The 23,618-nt window shown below is 71.1% G+C and carries 18 protein-coding genes; 11 read left to right on the top strand and 7 right to left on the bottom strand.

Annotation, left to right across the window (positions count from 1 at the left end):
- Window positions 1-73: 73 nt before the first annotated feature.
- Both FRCN3DRAFT_RS0231170 and FRCN3DRAFT_RS0231165 read right to left on the bottom strand, forming a co-directional pair.
- The gene (locus tag FRCN3DRAFT_RS0231170) at window positions 74-853 is read right to left on the bottom strand and encodes an SDR family oxidoreductase (protein WP_007508111.1); all 780 of its coding nucleotides are present in this window, start codon (window positions 851-853) and stop codon (window positions 74-76) included.
- 380 nt (window positions 854-1,233) lie between these two features.
- On the bottom strand, window positions 1,234-1,902 hold the full coding sequence (locus FRCN3DRAFT_RS0231165; protein WP_007508109.1) for a TetR/AcrR family transcriptional regulator: 669 nt from the start codon (window positions 1,900-1,902) through the stop codon (window positions 1,234-1,236).
- A gap of 387 nt (window positions 1,903-2,289) precedes the next feature.
- Between FRCN3DRAFT_RS0231165 and FRCN3DRAFT_RS0231160 the strand changes: the two genes are divergently transcribed.
- The 6 genes from FRCN3DRAFT_RS0231160 to FRCN3DRAFT_RS0231135 all read left to right on the top strand — a co-directional run bounded on the left by FRCN3DRAFT_RS0231160 (window position 2,290) and on the right by FRCN3DRAFT_RS0231135 (window position 8,996).
- Window positions 2,290-3,918, top strand: a complete 1,629-nt coding sequence (locus FRCN3DRAFT_RS0231160; RefSeq protein ID WP_007508108.1) for a thiolase C-terminal domain-containing protein — start codon at window positions 2,290-2,292, stop codon at window positions 3,916-3,918.
- On the top strand, window positions 3,915-4,988 hold the full coding sequence (locus FRCN3DRAFT_RS0231155) for an NAD(P)H-dependent amine dehydrogenase family protein (RefSeq protein WP_007508106.1): 1,074 nt from the start codon (window positions 3,915-3,917) through the stop codon (window positions 4,986-4,988). The genes FRCN3DRAFT_RS0231160 and FRCN3DRAFT_RS0231155 overlap by 4 nt, the downstream gene beginning before the upstream one ends.
- Before the next feature lie 310 nt (window positions 4,989-5,298).
- Window positions 5,299-6,498: a cytochrome P450 gene (locus tag FRCN3DRAFT_RS0231150; RefSeq protein WP_007508104.1), complete on the top strand. Its 1,200-nt coding sequence runs from the start codon at window positions 5,299-5,301 to the stop codon at window positions 6,496-6,498.
- A gap of 137 nt (window positions 6,499-6,635) precedes the next feature.
- Complete coding sequence (locus FRCN3DRAFT_RS0231145) at window positions 6,636-7,376, top strand: SDR family oxidoreductase (RefSeq protein WP_007508101.1); 741 nt, start codon at window positions 6,636-6,638, stop codon at window positions 7,374-7,376.
- Window positions 7,377-7,396: 20 nt separating this feature from the next.
- Window positions 7,397-8,155, top strand: coding sequence for a sugar phosphate isomerase/epimerase family protein (locus tag FRCN3DRAFT_RS0231140; protein ID WP_007508099.1), 759 nt, complete (start codon window positions 7,397-7,399; stop codon window positions 8,153-8,155).
- Window positions 8,156-8,213: 58 nt separating this feature from the next.
- On the top strand, window positions 8,214-8,996 hold the full coding sequence (locus FRCN3DRAFT_RS0231135; RefSeq protein WP_007508098.1) for an SDR family NAD(P)-dependent oxidoreductase: 783 nt from the start codon (window positions 8,214-8,216) through the stop codon (window positions 8,994-8,996).
- A gap of 58 nt (window positions 8,997-9,054) precedes the next feature.
- On the opposite strand, the gene FRCN3DRAFT_RS0231130 is transcribed toward FRCN3DRAFT_RS0231135, so the two are convergent.
- On the bottom strand, window positions 9,055-9,711 hold the full coding sequence (locus FRCN3DRAFT_RS0231130; RefSeq protein WP_007508096.1) for a GntR family transcriptional regulator: 657 nt from the start codon (window positions 9,709-9,711) through the stop codon (window positions 9,055-9,057).
- 276 nt (window positions 9,712-9,987) lie between these two features.
- On the opposite strand from FRCN3DRAFT_RS0231130, the gene FRCN3DRAFT_RS57950 reads away from it, so the two are divergent.
- Together FRCN3DRAFT_RS57950 and FRCN3DRAFT_RS0231120 are read left to right on the top strand one after the other, a co-directional pair.
- Entirely contained in the window at window positions 9,988-12,480 is a 2,493-nt protein-coding gene (locus FRCN3DRAFT_RS57950) for an acyl-CoA dehydrogenase family protein (RefSeq protein WP_007508094.1), read from the top strand.
- Between the two features lie 48 nt (window positions 12,481-12,528).
- Complete coding sequence (locus tag FRCN3DRAFT_RS0231120; protein WP_007508092.1) at window positions 12,529-13,272, top strand: SDR family oxidoreductase; 744 nt, start codon at window positions 12,529-12,531, stop codon at window positions 13,270-13,272.
- A 36-nt stretch (window positions 13,273-13,308) separates the two neighbouring features.
- Here the strand turns inward: FRCN3DRAFT_RS0231120 and FRCN3DRAFT_RS0231115 are convergent, their stop codons facing one another.
- The 4 genes from FRCN3DRAFT_RS0231115 to FRCN3DRAFT_RS0231100 form a co-directional block, all read right to left on the bottom strand.
- Window positions 13,309-14,232, bottom strand: coding sequence for a TIGR03619 family F420-dependent LLM class oxidoreductase (locus FRCN3DRAFT_RS0231115; protein WP_007508090.1), 924 nt, complete (start codon window positions 14,230-14,232; stop codon window positions 13,309-13,311).
- 127 nt (window positions 14,233-14,359) lie between these two features.
- Window positions 14,360-15,124, bottom strand: a complete 765-nt coding sequence (locus tag FRCN3DRAFT_RS0231110; RefSeq protein WP_007508087.1) for an ABC transporter ATP-binding protein — start codon at window positions 15,122-15,124, stop codon at window positions 14,360-14,362.
- On the bottom strand, window positions 15,121-18,024 hold the full coding sequence (locus FRCN3DRAFT_RS0231105) for a branched-chain amino acid ABC transporter permease/ATP-binding protein (RefSeq protein ID WP_007508085.1): 2,904 nt from the start codon (window positions 18,022-18,024) through the stop codon (window positions 15,121-15,123). The genes FRCN3DRAFT_RS0231110 and FRCN3DRAFT_RS0231105 overlap by 4 nt, the downstream gene beginning before the upstream one ends.
- 240 nt (window positions 18,025-18,264) lie before the next feature.
- A complete protein-coding gene (locus FRCN3DRAFT_RS0231100; RefSeq protein WP_007508083.1) occupies window positions 18,265-18,639 on the bottom strand; it encodes a hypothetical protein in 375 nt (124 codons plus the stop codon).
- A 731-nt stretch (window positions 18,640-19,370) separates the two neighbouring features.
- Here FRCN3DRAFT_RS0231100 and FRCN3DRAFT_RS0231095 point away from each other — a divergent pair.
- The 3 genes from FRCN3DRAFT_RS0231095 (at window position 19,371) to FRCN3DRAFT_RS0231085 (ending at window position 23,560) form a co-directional block, all read left to right on the top strand.
- On the top strand, window positions 19,371-20,576 hold the full coding sequence (locus tag FRCN3DRAFT_RS0231095; protein ID WP_007508079.1) for an amidohydrolase family protein: 1,206 nt from the start codon (window positions 19,371-19,373) through the stop codon (window positions 20,574-20,576).
- A gap of 298 nt (window positions 20,577-20,874) precedes the next feature.
- Window positions 20,875-22,314 (top strand): aldehyde dehydrogenase family protein, encoded by a 1,440-nt coding sequence (locus FRCN3DRAFT_RS0231090; RefSeq protein ID WP_007508076.1) that lies wholly within the window; start codon window positions 20,875-20,877, stop codon window positions 22,312-22,314.
- A 31-nt stretch (window positions 22,315-22,345) separates the two neighbouring features.
- Window positions 22,346-23,560, top strand: coding sequence for a CaiB/BaiF CoA transferase family protein (locus tag FRCN3DRAFT_RS0231085; RefSeq protein WP_007508075.1), 1,215 nt, complete (start codon window positions 22,346-22,348; stop codon window positions 23,558-23,560).
- Window positions 23,561-23,618 lie beyond the last annotated feature (58 nt).

The raw sequence follows: 23,618 nt of genomic DNA, 5'->3' as shown, positions 1-23,618 counted from the left end.
GGCCAGGACACGCGAACGGCCGCCAGGTTCAACCTGGCGGCCGTTCGCGTGCGGTGTTCTGAGCGCCGGGGACTCAGGAGCTCTCGGGCTGGGCGGGCACGTGTATCGGGAGCGGCTGCGAGCGGCGCGCGTCGACGACGACCGACTTGAGCGCGGCGCCGCTGCTGACGACGGTGTGCACCACGTTGATCAGGTCCTCGATCTGGACGAAGTCCGCGTTCACGTAGTCCCGCTGGAACCAGAGCGGGTGCACCGCGCCGGCGAGCTGCGGGTCCCAGCTGAACGGGAACTCGGTGCTGGAGCCGCCCTCGCCGCCGACGCAGTTGCCGACCGTGACCCGGGTGAAGCCGATGGTCGGGTACTCGACCCGGTAGGCCTCGATCAGCTTGTCCAGCGCGGCCTTGCTGACCGCGTACGAGCCGAGCCCTGGCCACGGCTCGGTGATCGAGCCGGCGATGGACGACAGGTAGGCGACGACGCCCTTCGTCTCCGTCAGGTACGGGATCGCCGCGGCGGTGATGTGGGCCGCGCCGATGACGTTGGTGTCGAACACGTGGTGCCAGTCGGCGGTGTCGTGGTCGACCAGCCGCCGCAGGACGCCGATGCCGGTGGCGTAGACGACCGAGTCGATGCCGCCGAGCGCGGCCGCGGCCTCCTCGATCGCCGCCTTGACGGACGTCTGGTCCGTGACGTCACAGGAGACCGCGACCGCTCCGGGCCCGGCCTCCGCGACCGCATCGTCCAGCCGGTCCTTGCGCCGGGCGAGCAGCGCGACCTGCTGGCCGCGCTGGGCGAGGGCGACGCCGATGGCACGTCCTAACCCACTGGAGGCGCCGACCACAACCGTTCGCATTGTGTGCCCACCTTCGATGTCGAGGTCGCCAGTTTCGCCCCGCCTCGTCGCTCAAGACCTGACTTTGCGGGACGTTGGCGGAGCAGCGTAATTGTACGACGTTGACGTCAGAGTCGGAATTGTTCGGCGGGCCGCCGCGCGATGTTCCGAGCCGACGGCGTCGGTCCGCGCGCCAGGTCCAGTGGTCGTCGGGTCCGCGAGCCGGCGAGGCGGCGGGTCCGCGGATCGGCCGGACCACGGGGAGAGACCTCTCGGCGACGCCAGGTGGTGACCGTGTCCAGCGGCGATGGGGGCCGCCGGGCGCCGGCTACCGGCTACTGACTGCCCGCCGTCATCGGTCGGCCGCCGTCCGTCAGCGTCAGCGTCAGCCGCCGAGGCTATTAGGCGTCGTCCGCGTCCGTCGGCCCGCCGCGCAGGTCCAGCGCGTTCAGGAAAAGCTGCGTCAACTGCTCGACGCCGTCGTCGAAATCGGGCTTGAAAAGCCCCTGGACGAGCCACATCTCGGCGAATCGGGTAACCATCGCGCCGAGCGCCGAGGCGGCGATCTTCGGATTGATGGTGGGGTCGACCCAGCCTTTTCGCTGCAGTTGCGCGATGGAGCTCGAGATGCGCTCCCGGTCGCGCTGCTGGTGCTCGAAACGCATCATGTTGAGGTGCGTGTCGTGCCGGCAGACCTGCTCGATGACGCCGATGATCCTGGCTTCCTGCCGGTAGTACTCCAGGAACCGGCGGTTGCCGGCGCGGATGCGGTCCTGCGGGGACGCGGTGGAGGACGGATCGAAGATCACCGTGCTGAGCGGGGCGTTCAGCAGGTCGGAGAGGGCCATGGCGACCTCGCGGAAGATCTGCTCCTTGGAGTCGAAGTAGTGGTAGAAGGAGCCGTGCGACAGGCCGGCGCGCTCGGCGATGTCGGAGATTCGCGCCTCGAGGAAGCCGTCCTCCTCGAACACCTCCTTGGCCGCCCCGAGAAGCCTGGCCCTGGTGGCGGCGCCCTTGCGTGAGCGCGGCCCGGTCGCCTTGTCGCGGTCAACCGGCGTTGCCGACGTCAATGCCCGCTCCTCATTCTCCCACCGCGTCGACCGGCGGGTCGGCCGGCACGGCCGGTGGTAGTGGCGCCTCCCGTCGGCCGCCATGCCAGCGGTCGAGGTCGGCGGTCGGGGATCAACACCAGCTGTCGGCATCGGCGGTCAACGAGAACCGGTTGCAGTCTACGTGTGGTCATCGGAGCTGGCGATGTTGTCGCGCCTGGTGGTGCCCAGGTCAGCGCCGTAGGCCCAGCCTCTTGTTTCGACGTCGATGTTGAAAACGTGGTAACAACCACGTGGTACCACCCACGGTGCAGGCCTGTCATCCTGTACGCCCGTCACCCCCACGCCACGACGCGGTGGCCTGCCGGCGCCCGCTGCCGGCGGTCCCATGGTCGACAAGGAGCTGCGATGCCGCCTCTCCCCGCGCTGATCCCGGCGAGCGAGTGGTTCTGGAAGTCCGGCGCCGATGGCATCCTGCGCATCCAGGGCTGCGACGACTGCGGCACGCTCGTGCACCCCCCGGTCCCGGTCTGCCCCACCTGCCGCGGCAGCGCCGTCTCGCCGAAGGAGGTGTCGGGCCGGGCCAGCGTCGTCGGCTACACCGTCAACGTCCAGCAGTGGCTGCCCGACATGAAGCCGCCGTACGTGGTCGCCGTGGTCGCGATCGAGGAGAGCGACGACGTCCGCCTGACGACCAACATCGTCGGCTGCGAGCCGGCCGAGGTGCACGTCGGCCAGCGGGTCCAGGTCACCTTCGAGCAGCGTGAGGACGTCTGGCTGCCGCTGTTCGAGCCGACCGGCGAGCCCGACGAGACCCGGGACCGCGTCGGTGAGCCGAACCTGCCCGCCCCGCGCGCGCCGTTGTCGCCCCGGCGCTTCGAGCACGACGTGGTCCTCTCCGGCATCGGCCGCTCGAGGATCGGGCGCCGGCTCATGGTCGACCCGCTGTCGCTGACGACCGACGCGTGCCTGAAGGCGATCGCGGACGCGGGGCTCACCCCCGAGGACATCGACGGCCTGTCGACCTATCCCGGCACGGTCGGCATGGGCATGAGCGAGGGCGGTGTCACCTCCGTGGAGGAGGCGCTGCGCCTGCGCCCGACCTGGTTCAACGGCGGCGGCGACCTGCCCGGTCAGACGGGCGCGGTCGTACAGGCGATGCTCGCGGTGTCGGCTGGCCTGTGCCGGCACGTGCTGTGCTTCCGGACCGTATGGGAGTCCACCTACCGCGAGCTGCGCCTCGGCGGGATGCCCGGCCGGGCCACCGGCCTGAACACCGAGTGGCGCCACCCCTTCGGCGCCATCTCGGCGGCCAGCTGGATCGCCATGCAGGCGAGCCAGTACATGCACCGCTACGGCGCCTCCCGGGAGATGCTCGCCGCGATCGCGCTCAACGGCCGGGCGAACGCCGCCCGCAACCCGGACGCGATCTACCGGGCCCCGATGACCATGGACGACTACATGTCGGCCCGCCTCGTCTCGACGCCGTTCGGCCTGTACGACTGCGACATCCCATGCGACGGTTCCGTCGCCGTCATCGTCTCGGCCGCCGACGCCGCTTCGGACCTGCCCAAGACGGCCATCAAGGTCGAGGCCGTCGGCACGCAGATCAACGAACGCGTCTCCTGGGACCAGGGCACGATGACGCACGAACCAGTGGTGCTCGGCCCGGCCGCGCACCTGTGGACCCGTACCGACCTGACCCCCGCCGACGTCGACCTCGCCTGCCTGTACGACGGCTTCACCTTCAACGCGATCTCCTGGCTCGAGGGGCTGGGCTTCTGCGGCTTCGGCGAGGCGCAGGACTGGCTGGACAAGGGCCAGCGGATCGCCCTGGACGGCGACCTGCCGCTCAACCCGCACGGCGGCCAGCTCTCCGAGGGGCGGCTGCACGGCTTCGGATTCCTGTACGAGGCGATCACCCAACTGCGCCATGAGGCCGGCCCCCGCCAGGTCGCCGACGCCCGCACCGCGGTCGTCTCCACCGGCGGCGGCGCGCCCGGCGGCGCGTTCCTTCTCAGGAGGGCAGACTCATGACAACGACGTCCAGCGACACCGCGTTACCGCAGGCTCCGCTCCGGGTCGTCCAGTGGGCGACCGGCAACATCGGCACCCGCGCGCTGCGGACGGTCATCGAACACCCGAACCTGGAGCTGGTCGGGCTCTACGTCTACAGCGACGCCAAGGCGGGCAAGGACGCCGGCGAGCTCGCGGGACTGGGCATCACCACCGGCGTCGCGGCGACGACGAGCATCGACGACATCGTGGCTCTCGGCGCCGACTGCGTCCTCTACATGCCGGCCCGGCTGGACGCTGACGAGGTGTGCCGGCTGCTCGAGTCCGGCGCGAACATCGTCACCACTCGCGGCGAGTTCCACCGCCCGGCCAGCATGGACCCGGCCCTGCGTGCGCAGGTGGAGAAGGCCTGCGCGGCGGGCGGGGCCTCGATCCACAGCACCGGCTCCAGCCCCGGGTTCATCTCCGAGGCGATCCCGCTGGTGGTCTCCTCCCTCCAGCGCCGGCTCGACCGGATCGTCATCAACGAGTACGCCAACATGTCGCGGCGCGACTCGCCCGACATGATCTTCAACCTGATGGGCTACGGGCAGCCGCCGGCGGCGTTCGACGACCGGCGCGCGGCGTACCTGGCCGAGGCCTTCGGCCCGTCGCTGTCGCTGACCGCCGATGCGTTGGGCGTCCCGCTCGAGGAGATCACCGCCTCGGGCGAGGTCGCCGTCGCGACGCGCGACATCGACATCGCCGCCGGCCGCATCGCCGCCGGGACGGTGGCCGCGCAGCGCATCACGGTGACGGGCCTGCGCGGCGGCACGCCGTTGCTGGAGTTCAAGGCGCACTGGTTCTGCTCCACCGAGCTGGACCCGGCCTGGGAGCTGGCGCTCGACGCCGGCTGGCGGGTGACCGTCGAGGGCGACGCCCCCCTCGACATCACCCTGCGCTTCCCCCTCACCCTCGACGAGATGGGCGCGATGACGCCCGGCTACACAGCCCATCGCCCGGTCAACGCGATCCCCGCCGTCGTCGCGGCGCTTCCGGGTATCCGCACGACGCTGGACCTGCCCCAGATCATCGGCACCGCGCTGCGCTGACCAACCAGCTGCCCGCACCCGTCGGGCCGGCCGCGCACCCGCACGGCCGGCCCGACGGGCTCGAAGCGCGCTCCCGCGGCCAGGAAGGCCTGATGGGCCGGACGCGTGCTCTCGTGACCCGGCGAAACCGGACGGGCCTTGACAACCCCGCCGAATGCGGGGGAGGGTGCGTTCGCTCGTCAGACACTGTTCAAATGCGCGATGCTGGGCATGCCGCCCGCCCGGGCCGCCGCTCGACGCGCCGGCCGCACCGGGCGGCGCACGGACCGCGACCATCCGCGCTGGACGCGACAAACCCAAGGACTGATAGATGACGCCGACGGCCGTGGCTGACCTGTACTGGGACCCGTTCGACAAGACGATCGACACCGACCCGTACCCGGTGTGGGAGCGGATGCGCGCCGAGTCACCGCTCTACCGCAACGAGCGGTTCGGTTTCTACGCGCTCTCCCGCTACGCCGACGTCGACGAGGCCCACCGCGACGCGGCGACGTTCAGCTCCGCGCACGGTACCGTCCTGGAGATCATGAGCCCGGAGCCGATGCCGCCCGTGTTCCTGATCTTCTCCGACCCCCCGGTCCACAACATGCTGCGCGCGCTCGTCTCCCGGGCGTTCACCCCGCGCCGGGTCGCCCGGCTGGAGGGCGCCATCCGCGGCCTGTGCGCCGAGATGCTCGACCCGCACGTCGGCGGGGGCGGCTTCGACTACGTCCAGGACTTCGCCGCGCAGCTCCCGTCGAAGGTGATCTCCGAGCTCATCGGCGTCGACCCGGCGGACCGCGAGGAGATCCGCAGGACGATCGACCTGACGTTTCACCACGACGAGACCGCCGGGATGAGCAACGACATCTCGCGCGCGGCCACGGTGAAGCTCAAGGCGTACTGGCACGAGCAGATCGAGGCGCGCCGCAAGGTACCCCGCGACGACATGATCACCGGCCTCGCCGAGGCCGAGATCGCCTCCGAGGACGGCCCCCGCCGCCTCTCCACCGAGCAGGCCGCGACCGTCGCCCAGGAGATCGTCAGCGCCGGCACGGAGACCGTCGCCCGCCTCCTCGGCTGGTTCGGCTCGGTGCTCGCCGACCATCCCGACCAGCGGGCCGAGCTCGCCGCCAACTTCGCGCTCGTCCCGAACGCGGTCGAGGAGCTGATGCGCTACGAGCCGCCGTCGCCGGTCCAGGGCCGCATGACCACCCGCGAGGTCGAGCTGCACGGCGTGACGATCCCCGCGATGTCGAAGGTGCTGCTGCTCACCGGCTCCGCCGGCCGCGACGACCGCAGGTACCCGGACCCCGACCGCTTCGACATCCACCGGACGTCCGACAGCCACATGTCCTTCGGCCACGGCATCCACTTCTGCCTCGGCGCCGGTCTCGCCCGGCTGGAGGCGCGCGTCGCGATCGAGGAGACGCTGCGCCGCTTCCCCAGGTGGGACGTCGACCGGGACCGCGCCGTCCGGCTGCACACCAGCACCGTCCGCGGCTACGAGAAGCTGCCGTTCGTCCTCTGACCGCCGGCAGTCTGCCGTCGGCAGCGGCGCGGCCGCCGGGTCCCGGGCCGCGGCGACCGCCCCTCGGGGTACCTGGGGACCCAGTCGGGCGCGCCCGGCCGCCGCGCGCGGCCGGCGGCCGAGAAAGGGAGTCCCTGGTGAAGGCTGTCGTCGTCGGAGCGTCGAGCGGGCTCGGCAGATGCATCGGCGTGGACCTGGGCCGCCGCGGCGACCAGGTCGCGCTGCTGGCGCGCCGCCGTGAGCGGCTGGTGGACGCGGCGAAGGAGGCGGGCCCCGGGACGCTCGCCGTCGCCTGCGACGTCACCGACGAGGCGAGTTGCCAGGCCGCGATCGAGGAGGCCGCGGCCGGCCTCGGCGGCATCGACGCCGTCGTCTACAGCGCCGGCATCGGCCCGCTCTCCCCGGTCGAGCGGGTCGACGCCCAGACCTGGCGGCGCGCGTTCGACACGAACGTGACCGGGGCGGCTCTCATCACCGCCGCCGCGCTGCCGCATCTGAAGGCCTCCGGCGGCGTCGCGGCCTACCTGTCGTCGATCAGCGCGTCGCTCACGCCCGTCTGGCCCGGGTTCGCCGCCTACGCGGTCAGCAAGGCGGCCCTCGACAAGCTCGTCGAGGCCTACCGCACCGAGCACCCCGACGTCGGCTTCACCCGCGTCGTCGTCGGCGACTGTGCCGGCGGCGAGGGCCCCAACCAGAGCGAGTTCCCCGCCGACTGGGACTGGGACTACATGGCGAAGGTCCGGCCGCTGTGGGTCAGCCGCGGGTACCAGACCGGCGCCCTGCTCGACGTCGACGAGCTGCTGCGCGTCCTCGACGGCGTCCTGCGCTGCCGCGGCTCCATCCCGTCGGTCACCGTCATGCCCCGCCAGCCGGCCTGACTTCGCGTCGAGGAGAACTCATGACGGTCGAGATCGCGCTGACTCCCGACTCGCGATGGGAGATCGACGTCCCGGGCCTTGCCGCGGCCACCGCGGCGGCGGGCTTCACCGCCGTCGGCATGGCCGCGGGCAACGCGACCCCGGCCGCCGCGAAGACGTTGGACGCCGCCGGGCTGCGCTGCCACGAGGTGCTCGCGCTGCTGATCGGCGACGACGCCGAGGAGACGCTGGCACAGGCGGAGAGGCTTGCCGAGGCGGCGTCCGTGCTCAGCGCCCGCTGGGTGCTCGCCGGGTTCCGGACGAAGCTGACCGCCCAGACCGCGCCGCTGATCCGGCGCTGCGCCGAGGTGCTCGCCGAGGCCGGGGCGGGGCTCGCCGTCGAGTTCAGCCCGATGGGCTTCGTCGGGACGATCTCCGAGGCCAGGGACGTGGTGGCCGCCGCCGGTGTCGAGCGCGCGGGGGTGCTGATCGACACCTGGCACTTCTTCCGGGGGCGGAGCACCTGGGAGGAGCTGGCGACGATCCCACTGGCAGAGATCGCCTACCTGCAGTTCGACGATGCCCCGGCGCCGATCGGCAGCGCCACGTCCGAGACGTTGCACCGCCGCGCCATGCCGGGCGACGGCGAGCTGGACCTGGACAGGTTCGCCTCGACCCTGCTCGAGCGCGGCTTCGACGGCCTGGTGAGCGTCGAGGTGCTGTCCGCCGAGCTGCGCCAGCTGCCGGTCCCCGAGTTCTGCCGGCGCGCCTACGAGTCCACCGCCCGCTTCTGGCGCTGACCGGCCACCGCCCGACCGGCAGCCCCAGACCGTCGAGGAAGGCAGAGGTTCTCGCCTTATGGATGCTCCCTACGACCTGACGGGGCGCGTGGCGATCGTGACGGGTGGCGGCACCGGCATCGGCGCCGCGACCGCCAGGCTGCTGGCCGCCCACGGCGCCGACGTCGCCATCGCCGCCCGCACCGTCGCGGACCTGGAACGCACGTCGGCGGCGGTGCGCGACGCCACCGGCCGGCGCTGCCTGCCGGTGCCGACGAACATCAAGGACGAGGAGCAGGTCGTCGCCCTCGTCGAGCGCACCGTCGCGGAGCTCGGGCGGGTCGACATCCTCGTCAACAACGCCGGCGGCACCCGGATGGGCCCGCTGCGGACCCTGCCGACCAAGGGCTGGGACGCGAGCTTCGACCTCAACGTCCGCGCGGCCTACTTCTGCACTCGGGAGGCCGGCCGGCACCTCGTCGCGCAGCGCTCCGGAGCGATCATCAACGTCTCCTCGGACGCCGGCGTCTACGGCGTCAGGGGCGGGGCGCACTACGCGGCCGCGAAGGCGGCGCTGCAGATGTTCACCAAGGTCACCGCCGCCGAGTGGGGGCACTACGGCATCCGCGCCAACTGCGTCGCCGTGGGCGGGATCGCCTCCGAGCGGGCGGCCGCGGCCTGGGACGTCGCCGGCATCGACCCGGGCGACATCGCCGCGGGCACCCCCCTCGGCCGGGTCGGCCGGCCCGACGAGGTGGCCCAGGCGATCGCCTTCTTCGCGAGCGACGCGGCCTCCTACATCACCGGCCAGGTCCTCTCCGTCGACGGCGGCCACCACATGGGCGGCATCCAGGAAACCTAGGACGTCGCCGTTGGGCGGGTGGCCGGGACGGGGTGGCCGCGCGGCCGGGGGCTCCAGGTCAGAGGATGCCTCGGGCGGTGAGGGCCGAGACGACGCGTTCGCCCGCGGCGCGGAAGTCCGCGACGCGCTGGCGGGCGGCGCCGTCGCCGTCGCCCGCGACGATGGCGTTCATGACCCGCTCCATCTCCGCCACGACGTCGGCGTGCGTCAGGCCGCTCTCGACGCGGAACACCCACGGAAGGAAGCCGGCGAAGGCGCGCAGCTCGGCGCGCAGCCGCCGTGAGCCGCCGGCGCGATGCTGGGCGCGCAGGATCTGCTGGACGATCTCGCCGATGCGATCGAGCGGCTCGGTGACCTTCAGCTCGGCGATCAGCTGTTCCAGCTCGGCGATGACCGCCGGGTCACGCTGGTTCGCCAGCCGAGAGACGGCCACCCCGGACAGCAGGCCCATCACCTCGAAGTCGTCGAGCACCGACTCGGCGTCGAACGGCTCGACGAACACCCCGCGGTGCGGCCGGATCGAGACGATCCCGTCCCGCTCCAGCATGACGAGGCCCTCCCGGACCGGGCTGCGGGACAGGCCGAGCGCGTCGCCCACCTCGACGAGGTCGACGCGCTGCCCGGAGCGCAGCCGCCCTTCGAAGATCTCCTCGAGAAGGTAGTCGACGACGGCGTTGCTCGCCTTCGTGAGTTTGACGGTTCGGCTGGGCGGCACGGTGCTGGTCCTCGCGGTGGTGACGGATGGTGTTCGGCGGCGTGGGTCGGGCGGCATCGACAGTATGCGATCTTTGGCCGTGGCGCGTCCGGACGCCGTGGCGCCCGGCCGGGGCCTCCCTGTATACGGCCGCCGGCCGGCGGGACGGGCGTGAGCGTGTCCTCCGTCCCACAGCGCATGGCGCGTTCCGCCCCGTCGACCGTAGATTGCCTTAGTGAATTATGAATCAATCCGCCCGGGCCACCGCCCACGAGCCGTCCTGGGAGTGTCGAGTCCATGCTGATCGAGCTGAGCTCGGAGCAGGAGATCCTGCGTGACACCACGGCGCGCTACCTGGAGCGGGAGGCCGCGCCGGACGCGCTGCGCCGGCTGCGCGACGACCCGGAGGGGTTCGGCCGTGACTACTGGCGGGCCGGCGCCGAGCTCGGCTGGACCGCTCTGGTCGTCGACGACGAGTTCGGCGGCGGCAGCGTCAGTGGCTCGCCGGTCGTCGACCTGAGCCTGATCGCCTACGAGTTCGGCACCCACGCGGCCCCGGGCCCGCTGGTCGCGACGAACGTCGTCGCCGCGGCGCTGTCTCGCGCGCTGACGGCGGCCGCGGCCGCCGGTCGGTCCGACGCGGCCTCCGGGCACGCCGAGGTCCTCGACGCCCTCCTGGCCGGCGAGGCGGTCGGCGCGTGGTGCCTGGCCGAGCCGGCCCCGCACGACCGCCTCGGCACCGTGACCCTCACCGTGCGGGCCGACGGGGACGAGGTCGTGCTCGACGGGGTCAAGCGCCCGGTCGAGGCGGCCGCCTGGGCGAGCCACCTGCTGGTGACCGGCCGTACCGGCGACGGGCTCACCCAGGTGCTCGTGCCCGCCGACGCGGCCGGCGTCACCGTCACGCCGATGCATTCCCTCGACCTGACCCGCCGGTTCGCCGCGGTCACCTTCGACGGGGTGCGGCTGCCGCGTGCGGCCGTCGTCGGCGAGTTCGCCGGCAGCGACGAGGACGTGCGCCGCCAGCTCCAGCTCGCCCTGGTCCTGGTCACCGCCGAGATGGTCGGCGCGCTGCAGCGCGCGTTCGACATGACCGTCGACTGGGCCTTCGACCGGTACTCGTTCGGCCGCCCGCTCGCGTCCTACCAGGCGCTCAAGCACCGGTTCGCCGACATGAAGATGTGGCTGGAGGCGACGCACGCCGCCGTCGACGCCGCGGCCGCCGCCGTCGACGCGGGCTCGCCGCAGGCCGACGAGCTGGTCAGCGTCGCCAAGGCTCTCGGCGAGCCGGGTGTCGAGCTGCTGCAGGACTGTGTTCAGCTGCACGGCGGCATCGGCATCACCTTCGAGCACGACCTGCACCTGTTCCTGCGCCGGGGCGCCGTCAACCGCGCCCTGTTCGGTACCCCGGACGAGCACCTGGGCCGGCTGGCCGCCGTCGCCATCGCTCAGGCCGCCGCCCCGAGCGATGACACCCAGCCGCAGGAGGCGCCCGCGGCCCAGGGCGCGGGCCCGGTGGCGGCGCGGGCGAACGCGGCGGGTGACCTCGAGGATCTCGACAGTTTCCGGGAGCGGGCCCGCCGGTTCATCCAGGGCAACCTCAAGCAGGACGAGACGGTCCGTACGCTGCGGCGGACGCTGACCGACGAGCAGGAGCTCGCCGAGGTCGCCCGCGCCCGCAAGCTGCAGCGGATGCTGTTCGACGCGGGCCTCGCCGGCATCACCTTCCCGCGCGAGTACGGCGGCCAGGGCCTCACCGCGGCGCACCAGGAGGTCCTCAACGAGGAACTCGCCGGCTACGAGTTCCCGCGCCACCTGCAGGTGCCGACGTTGTCGCCGTGTGCCGCCGTCATCCTCGAGTTCGGCACCGAGGAGCAGAAGCTGCGCCACCTGCCGGCGATCCTGCGCGGCGATGAGATCTGGATCCAGTTCCTCTCCGAGCCCAGTGGCGGGTCCGACGTCGCCGGGGCGCTCATGTCCGCGGTCCGCGAGGGCGACGAGTGGGTGCTCAACGGGTCGAAGATCTGGAGCACCGGCGCCTGGTGGTCCGACTGGGCGCTGTGCCTGGCCCGCACGAACTGGGACGTGCCCAAGCACCGCGGCCTGTCGGTGTTCATGCTGCCGATCCACCAGCCGGGCATCGAGATCAGCCGTATCGAGATGCTCAACGGCTCGATGGAGTTCTGCCAGGAGTACCTCACCGACGTCCGGGTGCCCGACAGCGAGCGTCTCGGTGACGTCGACGGCGGCTGGACCGTCGGTACCAGCTGGATGATGTACGAGCGGCAGGCGAACAACTCGCCGTTCACGACCAGGCCGAGCCACACCCGGCGGGGCAGCGCCGGCATCGACGCGCCGCTCGTCCCGATCGCCGCCCGGCTCGGCCGGCTCGACGACCCGCGGACGCGGGAGCTGATCGGCGAGGCGCGGCTGCTGTCCGTGGTGCGTGAGCAGCTCAACCGGAGGCTCGCCGCCGGTATGACCACGGGCCGGATGCACTCGCAGTCGTCGGCGATCGGCCGGCTGTTCGCCGGCCACTTCGGCACGCGCCGGGACACGATCACCTTCGAGATCGCCGGCGGCATCGGCGCGGCGTGGACCGACGACGACCCGGCCGCCGGCTGCGGCCTGGACTACCTGGTCCGCACGATCAGCACCGTGGCCGGCGGGTCCACCGAGATCGCCCGCAACGTCATCAGCGAGCGCGTGCTCGGCATGCCGCGCGAGGCGGCCCCCGACCACGGCATCCCCTTCCGCAACGTCCCCCGCGGCGGTCGCACCCGGTCCTGAGGCCGAGCTCGGTCCGGCGTCGTCGCGGCGCCGGACCGAGGTGCCACGATGGTGCACGACACGACGGTGACGAGAGGTGGGCGGATGGGCGAGGTCGCGGTCATCACCGGGGCGGCGGGCGGGATCGGGGAGGCGGTCGCGCGGCGGCTGGCGGCCGAGGGAGTGCGCTGCGTGCTGGTGGACAGAAAGCCGGCGGTCGAGGACGTCGCCGCGTCGCTCGGTGGTGTCGCGGTGGTCGGCGACCTGACCGACCCCGAGCTGTCTGTCCGGATGGTGGCGGCCGCCGGCGAGCGGCTGGACCTGCTCGTCCTGAACGCGGGGATCAACTCGGTCGACAAGGACCCGGCGACGCTCGACCTCGACCGGTACCAGGCGGTCGTCGGAGTCAACCAGCATTCCGTCGTGTACGGGCTGCGGGCCGCGCTACCGGTGATGCGCCGGCACGGGGCCGGCTCGATCGTGGTCACTGCCTCGTACGCCGCGCTGATGGGCGTCGAGCAGGACCCGATCTACACGATGACCAAGCACGCCGTCATCGGCCTGGTCCGGGCCCTGTCCGGGAAGCTGTCCCGCGAGGGCATCCGCCTGAGCGCCGTCTGCCCCGGTCTTGTCGACACACCTCTGACCTCGCCGACCCGCGACCGCTTCCAGGCCGCGGGCATCCCCATGCTCTCCGCCGACGAGGTCGCGGCCGCCGCCGTGGAGACCCTCCGCACCGGTGAACCCGGAACCGAACTGGTCGTCAGCCCAGGTCGTGCCCCGGCTCGGTACGTCCTGGCGCCGCTCCCGTGACGAGGGTGGGACGCCCAGGCGGTCGGGAGTGGGCGTTCAGTGCCCGACTGCGGGCATGATCTCCTCGGCTATCCACTGGGTGTAGTCGTAGTACTCGTCGATGTGGGTCAGGGCGGGGATGGGAACGGAGCTCATCGTGACCCCGAGTTCCTCGAACCAGCCGAGACGGTCGATGATCTCCTGTTTGGGCATGCCCGGCCGGGCGTTCGGGTCCTCGTTCACCGCGTGGCCCTCGCCGACGCGCGCGGTGCCCAGGCCGTAGAAGACCTCGGTCAGTCTGCCGTTGTAGTCGGGCTGGGACCTGATGAGGTCGAGCCTGGCGGGAATGTCCTCGGGCTTGGTGAGAAACGGCCACCAGCCCGTCGCGTATCGGGCGACGCGCCGCAGCACCGGGTCGGCGTCACCGCCGAACCAGACCGGTGGGTGCGGCTTCTGGACCGGCTTGGGCTCGAACGCGACGTCCTTGAACGAGACGTATTTCCCCTCGAACTCGGGCTCCTCCTTGGTCCAGAGCTCGAGGATCGCCTGGATGTACTCCTCGGCGCGCGCGCCGCGTTCGTGGAAGGGGACGCCGAGGATTCTGAACTCCTCCTCCAGCCAGCCGACGGCGAACGTGACGGTCACCCGCCCGCTGGACAGCCAGTCGATGGTCGAGAGCGCCTTCGCCGTCACGATCGGGTGCTGTAACGGCAGGATGGCGATGCAGGAGTTCACCCGGATCTTCTCGGTGGCCCCCGCCCAGTAGGCCATCGCCGGGTAGGCGCTGAAATAGTGCGGGCCGGACAGGTCGACGTGCGCCCTGGGAATGATGTGGTGCTCGGGAACGGCGATCATGTCGTAGCCGAGTTTCTCGGCCCATTTCGCCAGGCGCGTCTGGTCCGCGCCCGTCACCCCGGCCTCCCACGGCTGGCAGGTGGCCTTCAGCCGCAGCAGATGCGGCATGGCGAATCCCAGTCTCATGAATTCTCACCTCGTCCGGGTCTTGCTGCTGCGGACAAAACCTCAGGGAAAAAGATCAGGCGGGCCGCGCACTGCTCCGCGCGGCCCGCCCGAATTCTCGGCCCTCCTCAGGGGAGGACCCGGTCACTTACTTGCTGGTGGTGTCGGCGGAGTCGAAGTAGAGGTTCTCCAGCCGGTCCACCTGGTCGGCGAGCTCGCTCGAGGTGCCGGAGAGCGCGATCCGGCCGCGGGCCAGGACGACGACCTCGTCGGCCGCCGCCATGGCGAGCTTCGCGTACTGCTCGACCAGCACGACCGAGCAGCCGTGGTCGGCCGCGATCGCGCGCACCGTCTCGAAGAGGCCCTCGACGATGAGCGGTGCGAGGCCGAGGCTGAGCTCGTCGACGAGCAGCACCCGGGGCTGCTGGATGAGCGCGCGGGCCATCGCGAGCATCTGCTGCTCGCCGCCGGACAGCGCGCCCGCCGCGAGCTTCCACCGCTTCTCGAGCGCCGGGAAGGTCGCCAGCATGTCCCGGGGCTTCGGCCCGCCGCGCCGGGCCGCCACCTTCAGGTTCTCCTCGACGGACAGGCTGACGAACAGCGACCGGTTGTCGGGGACGAGCACGATCCCGGCCCGGTTCGCCGCCGCCGGCCGGCCGCCGCGCAGCTTCGCGCCGTCGACCAGGATGTTGCCGCTCTGCGGCGCCAGCAGCCCGGCGAGCGTGAGCAGCATCGTCGTCTTGCCGGCGCCGTTCGGTCCGAGCAGGGCGAGCACCTTGCCGGGGGCGAGGGCGAGGTCGACGTCGCGGAACGCCGTCGTGCTGCCGCGGCCGCCGGTGAGGCTGACGGTCTGGAGCCGGGCGGTCGTGACTCCGGCGGGGGAGGGGGAGGAGGTTTCGACCGTCGCGGTCATGCCGTCACCGCCGGGGACTCGTTGGCCGTCTGCTGGGCGCCGTTCGCGGCGGCCGACTCGTTCTCGGCCACCGGCTCGGAGGTGCTGTGGGTGTTGCCGAGGTAGGCGTCGGCCACGGCGCGGTTCGCCCGGATCTCGGCCGGGGTGCCCTCGGCGATGAGCTTGCCGAACTCGAGCACGTAGATGTAGTCGCAGACGCCGAGCACGAGCGCGACGTCGTGGTCGACGAGCAGCACACCGGTACCGTTCGCGGCGATGCCGCGGATGCGCTCACCGAGCCAGGTCGACTCGGTGCTGTCGAGGCCGGCCGCCGGCTCGTCGAGCAGCAGCACCTTCGGACGCGAGGCGCAGGCCCTGGCGATGGACACCAGTTGGCGTTCGCCCTGGGAGAGCTCGCCGGCCTGGCGGTCGACGCGGTCCGCGATGCCGGTCACGGCGAGGGCGGCGGCGAGACGCTGGTGGCGTTCGTGCCCGCGTACGCCGCTGAGAGCGGCGGACACGTTCTCCTCGACGGTGAGCTCCTCGTAGAGCTCGATGGACTGGAACGTGCGCGCGAGGCCCTTGTGTACCCGGACATGCGAGGCGAGCTTGTCGATGCGCTGGCCGCCGAGCGTGACGCTGCCGGAGGCACGGGCGAAGCCGGTGATGGCGTCCAGGGCACTGGTCTTGCCGGCTCCGTTCGGGCCGATGAGACCGACGATCTTACCCGGCTCGACGCGTAGCGCGATGCCGTCGACCGCGGTCACACCGCCGTAACGGACAGTGAGACCGGAAACCTCCAGCACCTCGCCGTGACCGCCGGCCGGCGCCGTCGCCTGGGTGTCCGCCGCGCCCGCCGTGGACAGAGGAGCGGACGCGGTGGCCGTGAACAGGGGCTGAGCGGGTGCGGCGGCGGCCGGCGTCGCCGAGCCCCCGGCCCCCGCGCCGGCCAGCGCCGGCTGGGCGACCGGTGTCGCTGGGCGCCAGCGTTCCAGGAGGGCTCTGACCTTGTGGACGAGCTTGTGCGCGTCGCTGGCGAGGCCCTCCGGGTGACCGACGAGGGCGGCGAGCAGACCGATGCCGGTGATGACGGAGAACCAGTCACCGAGGTGGATCCAGCGGTCCATCGCGATGAAGAAGATGCCGGTGCTGGCGATCAGGCCGGCGTTGATGCCGCCCCAGACCGACGTGATGCCGGCCAGGTAGGCGACCGTCAGCAGCGACAGGCCGCCGACCGCGGAGAACGAGTCGAAGGTGACCACGCCGCGCCGGTAGGCCAGCAGCGCCCCGCCGAGGCCGGCGATGAACGACCCGATCGCGAAGCTGATGACCTTGATCCGCACCACGTTGATGCCGATGCCGGCGGCCGAACGCTCATTGGCGCGCACGGCGAGCATGGCCGAGCCCAGGGCGCTCATCCGCAGCTTGGCGACGCCGAACGACACCGCCACCAGTACGAACAGGCACAGGAAGCCGAACTCCAGGCGGGGGAAGGCGTGCCCGCTGCCGATCCCGAGATTGAGGCCGAAGATCTTCGGATCGCTGACCTTCGCGCCCGAGGTGCTGACGATCTGGGTGTTACGGAACCAGACCGCCTCGATGGCGTAGGCGAGCGCGAGCGTGACCACGCCGAGAGTGAGCCCGCGTAGTCGTAGCGCTGGCAGGCCGATGACGACGCCCAGGACGGTCGCGCCGAGCGCCGCGAGCAGCGGTGCGAACGGGAAGGGGATGTGCCAGCTCTGGGTGAGGTTCGAGAGCAGGAACGCGCCCGCGCCGGCGAGCGCGAGCTGCGCGAGCGACACCTGGCCGGCGTAGCCGGTCACGACGATGAGCGACAGGCCGATGACCGCGGCGATGATCGTGCCGATGACGGCGGCGCGCCAGGTGCCGTGGAGGAAGATCAGGAACAGGGCGCCGACGACGGTGCCAGCGATCGTCGGCAGCGTCAGCGCCCGCGGCCGTGGAGCCAGCCCCAGCGGCTGCCTGACCAGGCCACCGCGCACGGGCATCCCCCGGCCGGTCGCCACCAGCGCGATCACGATGACGATCAGCGGCACCAGCTCGGCCGAGCCGGTCCTGGGCAGCCACGAGTGCTGCGCGGCGAGCGAGAGCGCCTCGGCCTGGACCATACCGATCACCAGGCCGGCGATGACGCTCGGAACCAGGTTCTGGAAGCCGCCGACGACGGCCGCGGCGAGTGCCGGCACCACGAACAGCGTGTAGGTCGTCGGCGCGAGCGGGCTGACCGGCGCGATGAGGATGCCGGCCGCACCGGCCACCGCGCAGCTGATCATCCAGTTCGTCAGCGCCACCCGCGACGCGGACACGCCACTGACGTAGGCGCCGGTCTGCGAGGAGGCGGTGGCCCTGGTCAGCAGGCCGAACCGGGTGAACCGGAAGACCGCGGTGAGCACCAGAGTCAGCACGATCACGGCGACGGCCAGGTAGAACCGGTCCGACAGCACGGTCAGCGAGCCGAGCGTCCAGCGGTCCGCCGGGAAGATCTGCTCGACGCTGACCGGCGCCACGCCGACGCGGATCACCATCACCGACTGGATGATGACCAGGACGCCCAGTGAGGCGACCGCCTTGGCCAGCGGCGGCGCGTCCAGCAGCTTGCGGAACACCAGTCCGTAGAGCAGCGCGCCGAGCAATGCGCCGATCAGCAGCGCGAGCAGCGCCGCCGGCAGGAAGGGAATGCTGTCCGTTCCCAGGCCGACGGTCGTCGGCAGGCCCGGAATCGGAACCAGTAATTCGCCTTCTCGCAGGTCCGCGTAGGTGTAGGCGACGTAGAGAGCGATCGCTCCGGTCGCGAAGTTGATGACCCCCGAGCTGCGGTAGGTCAGCACCAGTGCGAGCGCGAGCGCGGCGAACACTGCGCCGTTGCCGAGCCCCAACAGGAGCGAGGCGATGTGTGACATGAAGGGATCTCCCGACGTCGTCCCAGGGAGGACCGCTTCCGCGGCCGGCGTCCCAGGTCAGGACCGCGTTGAGCGGCGGTTCTCGGGTCAGGACCGCTTCCATGGCCCTCACCCGGGACGGCCCCGTTGTCGTGGGGCGTCCAGGGTCAGGGCCGCGGAAGCGGCGGTGGTGGTGGTGGAGTTTGGTCTACAGCCTGTTCAGTTTTGCATCGGCCCTGTGAAGCTCTTGATCGGCGACGTCTAGTTCTCGATCGGCGACTGGCCAGGCGGTCGCGCCGCACGGAAGCCGGCCATCGAGGTGAACATGCCGATCGCGACGCCGCTACCGGTGTCGATGTCAATGTCGATGTCAAGACGGTAGGTCTCCCCGCCGGTCTTGAACAGTGTGAATGATGGGTGGCTGGTGCCATCGGCCGCCGTGCGTCGTGCCCGCGGCGTCAGGTCGCCCTGATCCGGCGGGATGGTCACCGGCTCGACGTCGACACCGGCTGCGTCGAAAACCGCGGGGGCCCGCTTCCGGTGGATGTCCACGACGACCGGGATGTCGATCGCGATCACCGAGGCCTTCGCGGCGCCGAGGACGTCGTCACCAGCGCCAGCGCGGGACGTCGCCATGACCGCCTGGAGGCGACGGTGCGGCGAGCGACCCTGGTATGCGGCATGTCATCCTCGGTTGGCGATCTTGGGCAGCGGGGGTGCGGCGTACGGCTCGCCGGTGGGCGCGGGCTCGCGGTAACGTCGTGTGTCGGGCATCACAGCGGCTGCCAGTCGCTAAGTGAATACATGCTCGACACCGTTCCGTCAACGGTTCGCCTGGAATGGACGCTTTTCGTCCACTTCGGCGATGCTTCAGGCGGGGTCAGGGGTGGCCTGAGAGCGGTCGGTCGCGGGCGTCTGAGTGAGTGTTCACATAGTGGGTTCACTCATCTTGACCCTTGTGGCGTGGGTCGGCCTGCGGGCCCGTCGCTGTCCGTAGACAGTAGCCGCGCCCGCGCGGGGCGTGTCGCCGCCGGGTTCGACCGCCTGGTGCGCCATGGGCGTCGTGTCCGCCGGGGGCGGGTCCTCGGAGAGGTCGCCATTCCCGATCATGCTGAGTCCGATCGTCGGCCGGTTGTGCGGTACGCGCCAGGGCTCGTACCCCGCCTCGGCTGACGGGTCCGGTGCCGTGACGGTTGCCTCAAAGTGCAGGTTTCGACGATCGTGTCAGAATGTGATCCCGTTCGCCACCGGTAGGGCTAGTCGCGGGGACCGTGACCGTGACCACCTGGATCCGCTCCCGTGCGTCTGCCAGCCAGGTGCATTATTAATTAACTTTGACGAGCAGACTGACCAACAGGGGAGGCCCGATGTCCGGTCCTGACATCCCGGTGTTCGACGCCGACAACCACCTGTACGAGACGACCGACGCGTTCACCAAGTACCTGCCGGCGCGCTACAAGAAGGCGATCGACTACGTCGACGTCCACGGCCGCACGAAGATCGTGGTCCAGGGGACGATCAGCGAGTACATCCCCAACCCGACCTTCGAGGTCGTCGCCCGGCCGGGCGCGCAGGAGGAGTACTACCGCAAGGGCAACCCGGACGGTAAGTCCCGCCGGGAGATCTTCGGCAAGCCGGTGAAGGCGATCCCGGCCTGGCGCGAGCCCGCGGCGCGCCTGAAGCTGATGGACGAGGAACAGGGCCTCGCGCGGACCCTGCTGTTCCCGACGCTCGCGAGCCTGCTCGAGGAGCGGATGAAGGACGACCCGGAGCTGACCCACGCCGCGATCCACGCGCTCAACGAGTGGCTCTACGAGACCTGGCAGTTCAACTACAACGGCCTCGACCGCATCTTCACCACCCCGGTGATCACGCTCCCGATCGTCGACGAGGCGGTCAAGGAGCTCGAGTGGGTCCTGGAGCGGGGCGCGAAGGTGATCCTGGTCCGGCCGGCGCCGGTGCCCGGGTACAAGGGGCCGCGCTCGTTCGCGCTGCCGGAGTTCGACCCGTTCTGGGCGCGGGTCCAGGAGGCCGACATCCTGGTCGCCCTGCACTCGTCCGACTCTGGCTACTCGCGCTTCACCGGTGAGTGGAGCGGGGCGGCCACCGAGCACCTGCCGTTCCAGCCGAACGCCTTCCGGATGCTGCACTCCTGGCGGCCGATCGAGGACGCGGTGGCGTCGCTGGTGATCCACGGCGCGGTGTCCCGCTTCCCGCGGCTGAAGATCGCCGTCGTCGAGAACGGCGCCTCCTGGGTGGCGCCGCTACTCAAGACCCTCAAGGATCTCTACAAGAAGATGCCGCAGGACTTCATCGAGAACCCGGTCGAGGCCCTGAAGCGCAACATCTACATCAGCCCGTTCTGGGAGGAGAACTTCGCCGAGCTGGCTCAGCTGCTCGGTGAGGAGCACATCCTCTTCGGCTCCGACTACCCGCACCCGGAGGGCCTGGCCAATCCGATCAGCTACATCGACGACCTCAAGGACCAGCCCGAGCCGTTCATCCGCAAGGTCATGGGCGAGAACCTGGCCAAGCTGATGAACGTCCCGGTCGCGCTGCCCGCCACGGTCTGAGCGGAGCCGCTGGGCGCACCGTGGCCGCTCCGGCGGTGGCGCTGTAGGGTTCGGCGGCCCGGGGTGCGTGCCCGGGCCGCCGGGCGCCGGCGCTTGGCGTGTGCGCCCGTCTGCCCGCGCCGGCTGGCCGGTTGTACCGGGCAGTCCATGAAATCTTGATTCCCGTCAGGCGAGAATGTAGCTTCCAGCACAGGGAAGCGCTGGTGGCGGGCGTCCGGACCCACCCGACGTGCGTCCTGCGCGAGGATCGGCGTGGACGCATCACGAGAACGAACCAGAAGAGGGCGAGGGACCTGCCGTGAAGGGCTTACTCATCGACGGGCAGCTTGTCGAGGCGCCGAGTACGACGGTCTCGCTCAACCCGACGACGGGCGAGGTTCTCGGCGAGGCGCCGGACGCGACGGTCGAGCAGGCGGTGGCCGCGGTGAAGGCGGCCCGCCGGGCGTTCGACACGACGGACTGGTCGACGAACGTCGAGTTCCGGGTGCGGTGCCTGAACCAGCTGCATCAGGCGCTGGTCAAGCACCGCGAGGAGCTGCGTGAGCTGACGATCGCCGAGGTCGGGCATCCGCGGGTGATGACGTACAGCGCGGCGCTCGACATCCCGATCGACATCGTGAAGTACTACGCGGACCTGGCCGCGGGCTACTCGTTCACGGAGGATCTTCCCGAAGTCGAGTCCCACGGGATCAAGAACCGGCGCTGGGTGGAGAAGGAGGCCGCGGGCGTCGTGTCCGCGATCATTCCTTACAACTACCCGACCCAGATCGCGATCGCGAAGGTCGCTCCCGCGCTCGCGGCCGGCTGCACCGTGATCCTCAAGGGCGCGCCGCAGACTCCGCTGATCACCCTGGCGCTCGGCGAGATCATCGCCAACGAGACCGACATCCCGGCCGGCGTCGTCAACGTGATCACCTCGCCGTCGGTCGAGGTCGCCGAGGTGCTCACCAGCCACCCCGACGTCGACATGATCAGCTTCACCGGCTCGACGCCGGTCGGTCGCCGGATCATGGAAGTCGCCGCCAAGACCGTCAAGAAGGTCTTCCTGGAGCTCGGCGGCAAGTCGGCGCTCATCGCGGTCGACGACGCGGACGCCGACTTCCTCGCCCTCATCGCGACCATGACGATCTGCTCGCACGCGGGGCAGGGCTGCGCCGTCACGTCGCGCCTGCTCGTGCCCAGCTCGCGCAAGGACGAGTTCGTCGAGAAGGTCAAGGCCACGATCGAGAACATCAAGGTCGGTGACCCGGCGCTGGAGGAGACCTACGTCGGCCCGCTGATCAGTGCCGAGCAGCGCGAGAAGGTCGACGGGATCGTCCAGCGGGCCGTCGAGGCCGGTGCCACGCTGGTCGCCGGCGGCAAGAGGCTCGACGGGCCCGGCTTCTTCTACGCCCCGACGGTGCTGGCCGACGTCGACCCGGACAGCGAGATCGCTCAGGACGAGGTCTTCGGCCCGGTCCTGGCGATCATCGCCTATGAGGACGACGACGACGCCGTCGCGATCGCCAACAACTCGATCTTCGGCCTGTCCGGCTCCGTCTTCGGTGCCGACGACGACCGGGCGATCGCGATCGCCCGGCGGATCCGGACCGGCACGGTGAGCGTCAACGGCGGCAACTGGTTCGCTCCCGACTCGCCGTTCGGCGGGTACAAGCAGTCCGGCATCGGTCGTGAGATGGGCGTCGCCGGGCTGGAGGAGTTCCTGGAGCGCAAGACCCTGGCGGTGCCGGTCAAGTGAGCGTGGTCAAGGTGAACCAGGGGCCGGGCCGATGAGCGCCCGGCCCCTGGAGGGCATCCGCGTCCTCGAGGTCGCCATGTACGGCTTCGTGCCGTCGGGTGGGGCGGTCCTCGGCGAGTGGGGCGCTCAGGTCATCAAGATCGAGCACGCCGTGACCGGCGACCCGCAGCGAGGGCTTACCCAGATCGGCAAGATGAAGGTCGACCCCGCCGGGCCGAACCCGAACATCTGGCACAGCAACCGGGGCAAGCGCAGCGTCGGCCTGGACATCGCCAACCCGCTCGGCAGGGAGGTCCTGCTGGAGCTGGCGAAGCAGGCCGACGTGTACCTGACGAACCACCTGCCGAAGGTGCGCGAGAAGCTGCGGGTGGACGTCGACGACATCCGCGCCGTCAACCCGAAGATCATCTATGCGCGCGGCAGCGCGCTCGGCCCGCGCGGCGCGGAGTCCACGAAGGGCGGGTTCGACATGACCGCCTTCTGGGCACGCGGCTCGTCCGCCGCGAGCCTGACGCCGCCCGGCACGAACGGCGTCGTCAACCCGCCGGGGCCGGCATACGGCGACACGATCTCCGGCACGAACCTCGCCGGCGGCATCGCCGCGGCGCTGTTCCGCCGGGAGCGGACCGGCGAGCCCTCCATCGTCGACGTCTCGCTGCTGGGCAGCGGGGTCTGGTCGATGGGCCACGGGATCGCGCTGTCGAAGTACACCAACATGGCCTTCGAGGGCATCGTGCCCGGCGAGCACGGGGCGCCGACCAACCCGCTCTCCGGGCTGTACAAGACCAGCGACGGCCGGTACATCTCGCTGGTCATGCTGCAGCCGGGCCGGTTCTGGGCGGACGTGTGCCGCCACGTCGACCGGCCGGAGCTGGCCGACGACCCCCGGTTCGCCACCGCCGAGCTGATCGGCCAGAACACCCCCGAGGGCGTCAAGCTGCTGCGGGAGGCGTTCGCGACCAGGACCCTGGCGGAGTGGACCGAGCGGCTGGCCACCCTGTCCGGGCCCTGGGCCCCGGTGCAGGACTCGCTGCAGGTCAGCGCCGACCCGCAGGTCAGGGCCAACGAGTACATCATCGACGCCGGGGAGATGGAGCTCGTCGCCAACCCGGTCCAGTTCGACGTCACCGCGCCCGTCGCGGCCCCGGCGCCGGACTTCGCCGCCCAGACCGAGGAGGTCCTCCTCGAGCTCGGCTACGACTGGGACCGCATCATCGAGCTCAAGGAAGCCGGCGCCGTCACCTGACCGGTGCCGGCGACGGTGGCCACAGACGGACGGAAGGGAGGACGCGTTCCGGCGTCCT

This window comes from Pseudofrankia saprophytica, from assembly GCF_000235425.2.
GTDB lineage: Bacteria > Actinomycetota > Actinomycetes > Frankiales > Frankiaceae > Pseudofrankia > Pseudofrankia saprophytica.
The sequence above is the reverse complement of the archived record's forward strand: the minus strand, read 5'-3'. Positions and strand labels throughout refer to the sequence as shown.

Excerpts from the sequence above, each read along its gene's own strand:
- FRCN3DRAFT_RS0231170 (WP_007508111.1), bottom strand. The coding sequence starts at position 853 with ATGCGAACGGTTGTGGTCGGCGCCTCCAGTGGGTTAGGACGTGCCATC.
- FRCN3DRAFT_RS0231160 (WP_007508108.1), top strand. The coding sequence starts at position 2,290 with ATGCCGCCTCTCCCCGCGCTGATCCCGGCGAGCGAGTGGTTCTGGAAG.
- FRCN3DRAFT_RS0231155 (WP_007508106.1), top strand. The coding sequence starts at position 3,915 with ATGACAACGACGTCCAGCGACACCGCGTTACCGCAGGCTCCGCTCCGG.
- FRCN3DRAFT_RS0231150 (WP_007508104.1), top strand. The coding sequence starts at position 5,299 with ATGACGCCGACGGCCGTGGCTGACCTGTACTGGGACCCGTTCGACAAG.
- FRCN3DRAFT_RS0231140 (WP_007508099.1), top strand. The coding sequence starts at position 7,397 with ATGACGGTCGAGATCGCGCTGACTCCCGACTCGCGATGGGAGATCGAC.
- FRCN3DRAFT_RS0231135 (WP_007508098.1), top strand. The coding sequence starts at position 8,214 with ATGGATGCTCCCTACGACCTGACGGGGCGCGTGGCGATCGTGACGGGT.
- FRCN3DRAFT_RS57950 (WP_007508094.1), top strand. The coding sequence starts at position 9,988 with ATGCTGATCGAGCTGAGCTCGGAGCAGGAGATCCTGCGTGACACCACG.
- FRCN3DRAFT_RS0231120 (WP_007508092.1), top strand. The coding sequence starts at position 12,529 with ATGGTGCACGACACGACGGTGACGAGAGGTGGGCGGATGGGCGAGGTC.
- FRCN3DRAFT_RS0231115 (WP_007508090.1), bottom strand. The coding sequence starts at position 14,232 with ATGAGACTGGGATTCGCCATGCCGCATCTGCTGCGGCTGAAGGCCACC.
- FRCN3DRAFT_RS0231110 (WP_007508087.1), bottom strand. The coding sequence starts at position 15,124 with ATGACCGCGACGGTCGAAACCTCCTCCCCCTCCCCCGCCGGAGTCACG.
- FRCN3DRAFT_RS0231105 (WP_007508085.1), bottom strand. The coding sequence starts at position 18,024 with ATGTCACACATCGCCTCGCTCCTGTTGGGGCTCGGCAACGGCGCAGTG.
- FRCN3DRAFT_RS0231100 (WP_007508083.1), bottom strand. The coding sequence starts at position 18,639 with ATGGCGACGTCCCGCGCTGGCGCTGGTGACGACGTCCTCGGCGCCGCG.
- FRCN3DRAFT_RS0231095 (WP_007508079.1), top strand. The coding sequence starts at position 19,371 with ATGTCCGGTCCTGACATCCCGGTGTTCGACGCCGACAACCACCTGTAC.
- FRCN3DRAFT_RS0231085 (WP_007508075.1), top strand. The coding sequence starts at position 22,346 with ATGAGCGCCCGGCCCCTGGAGGGCATCCGCGTCCTCGAGGTCGCCATG.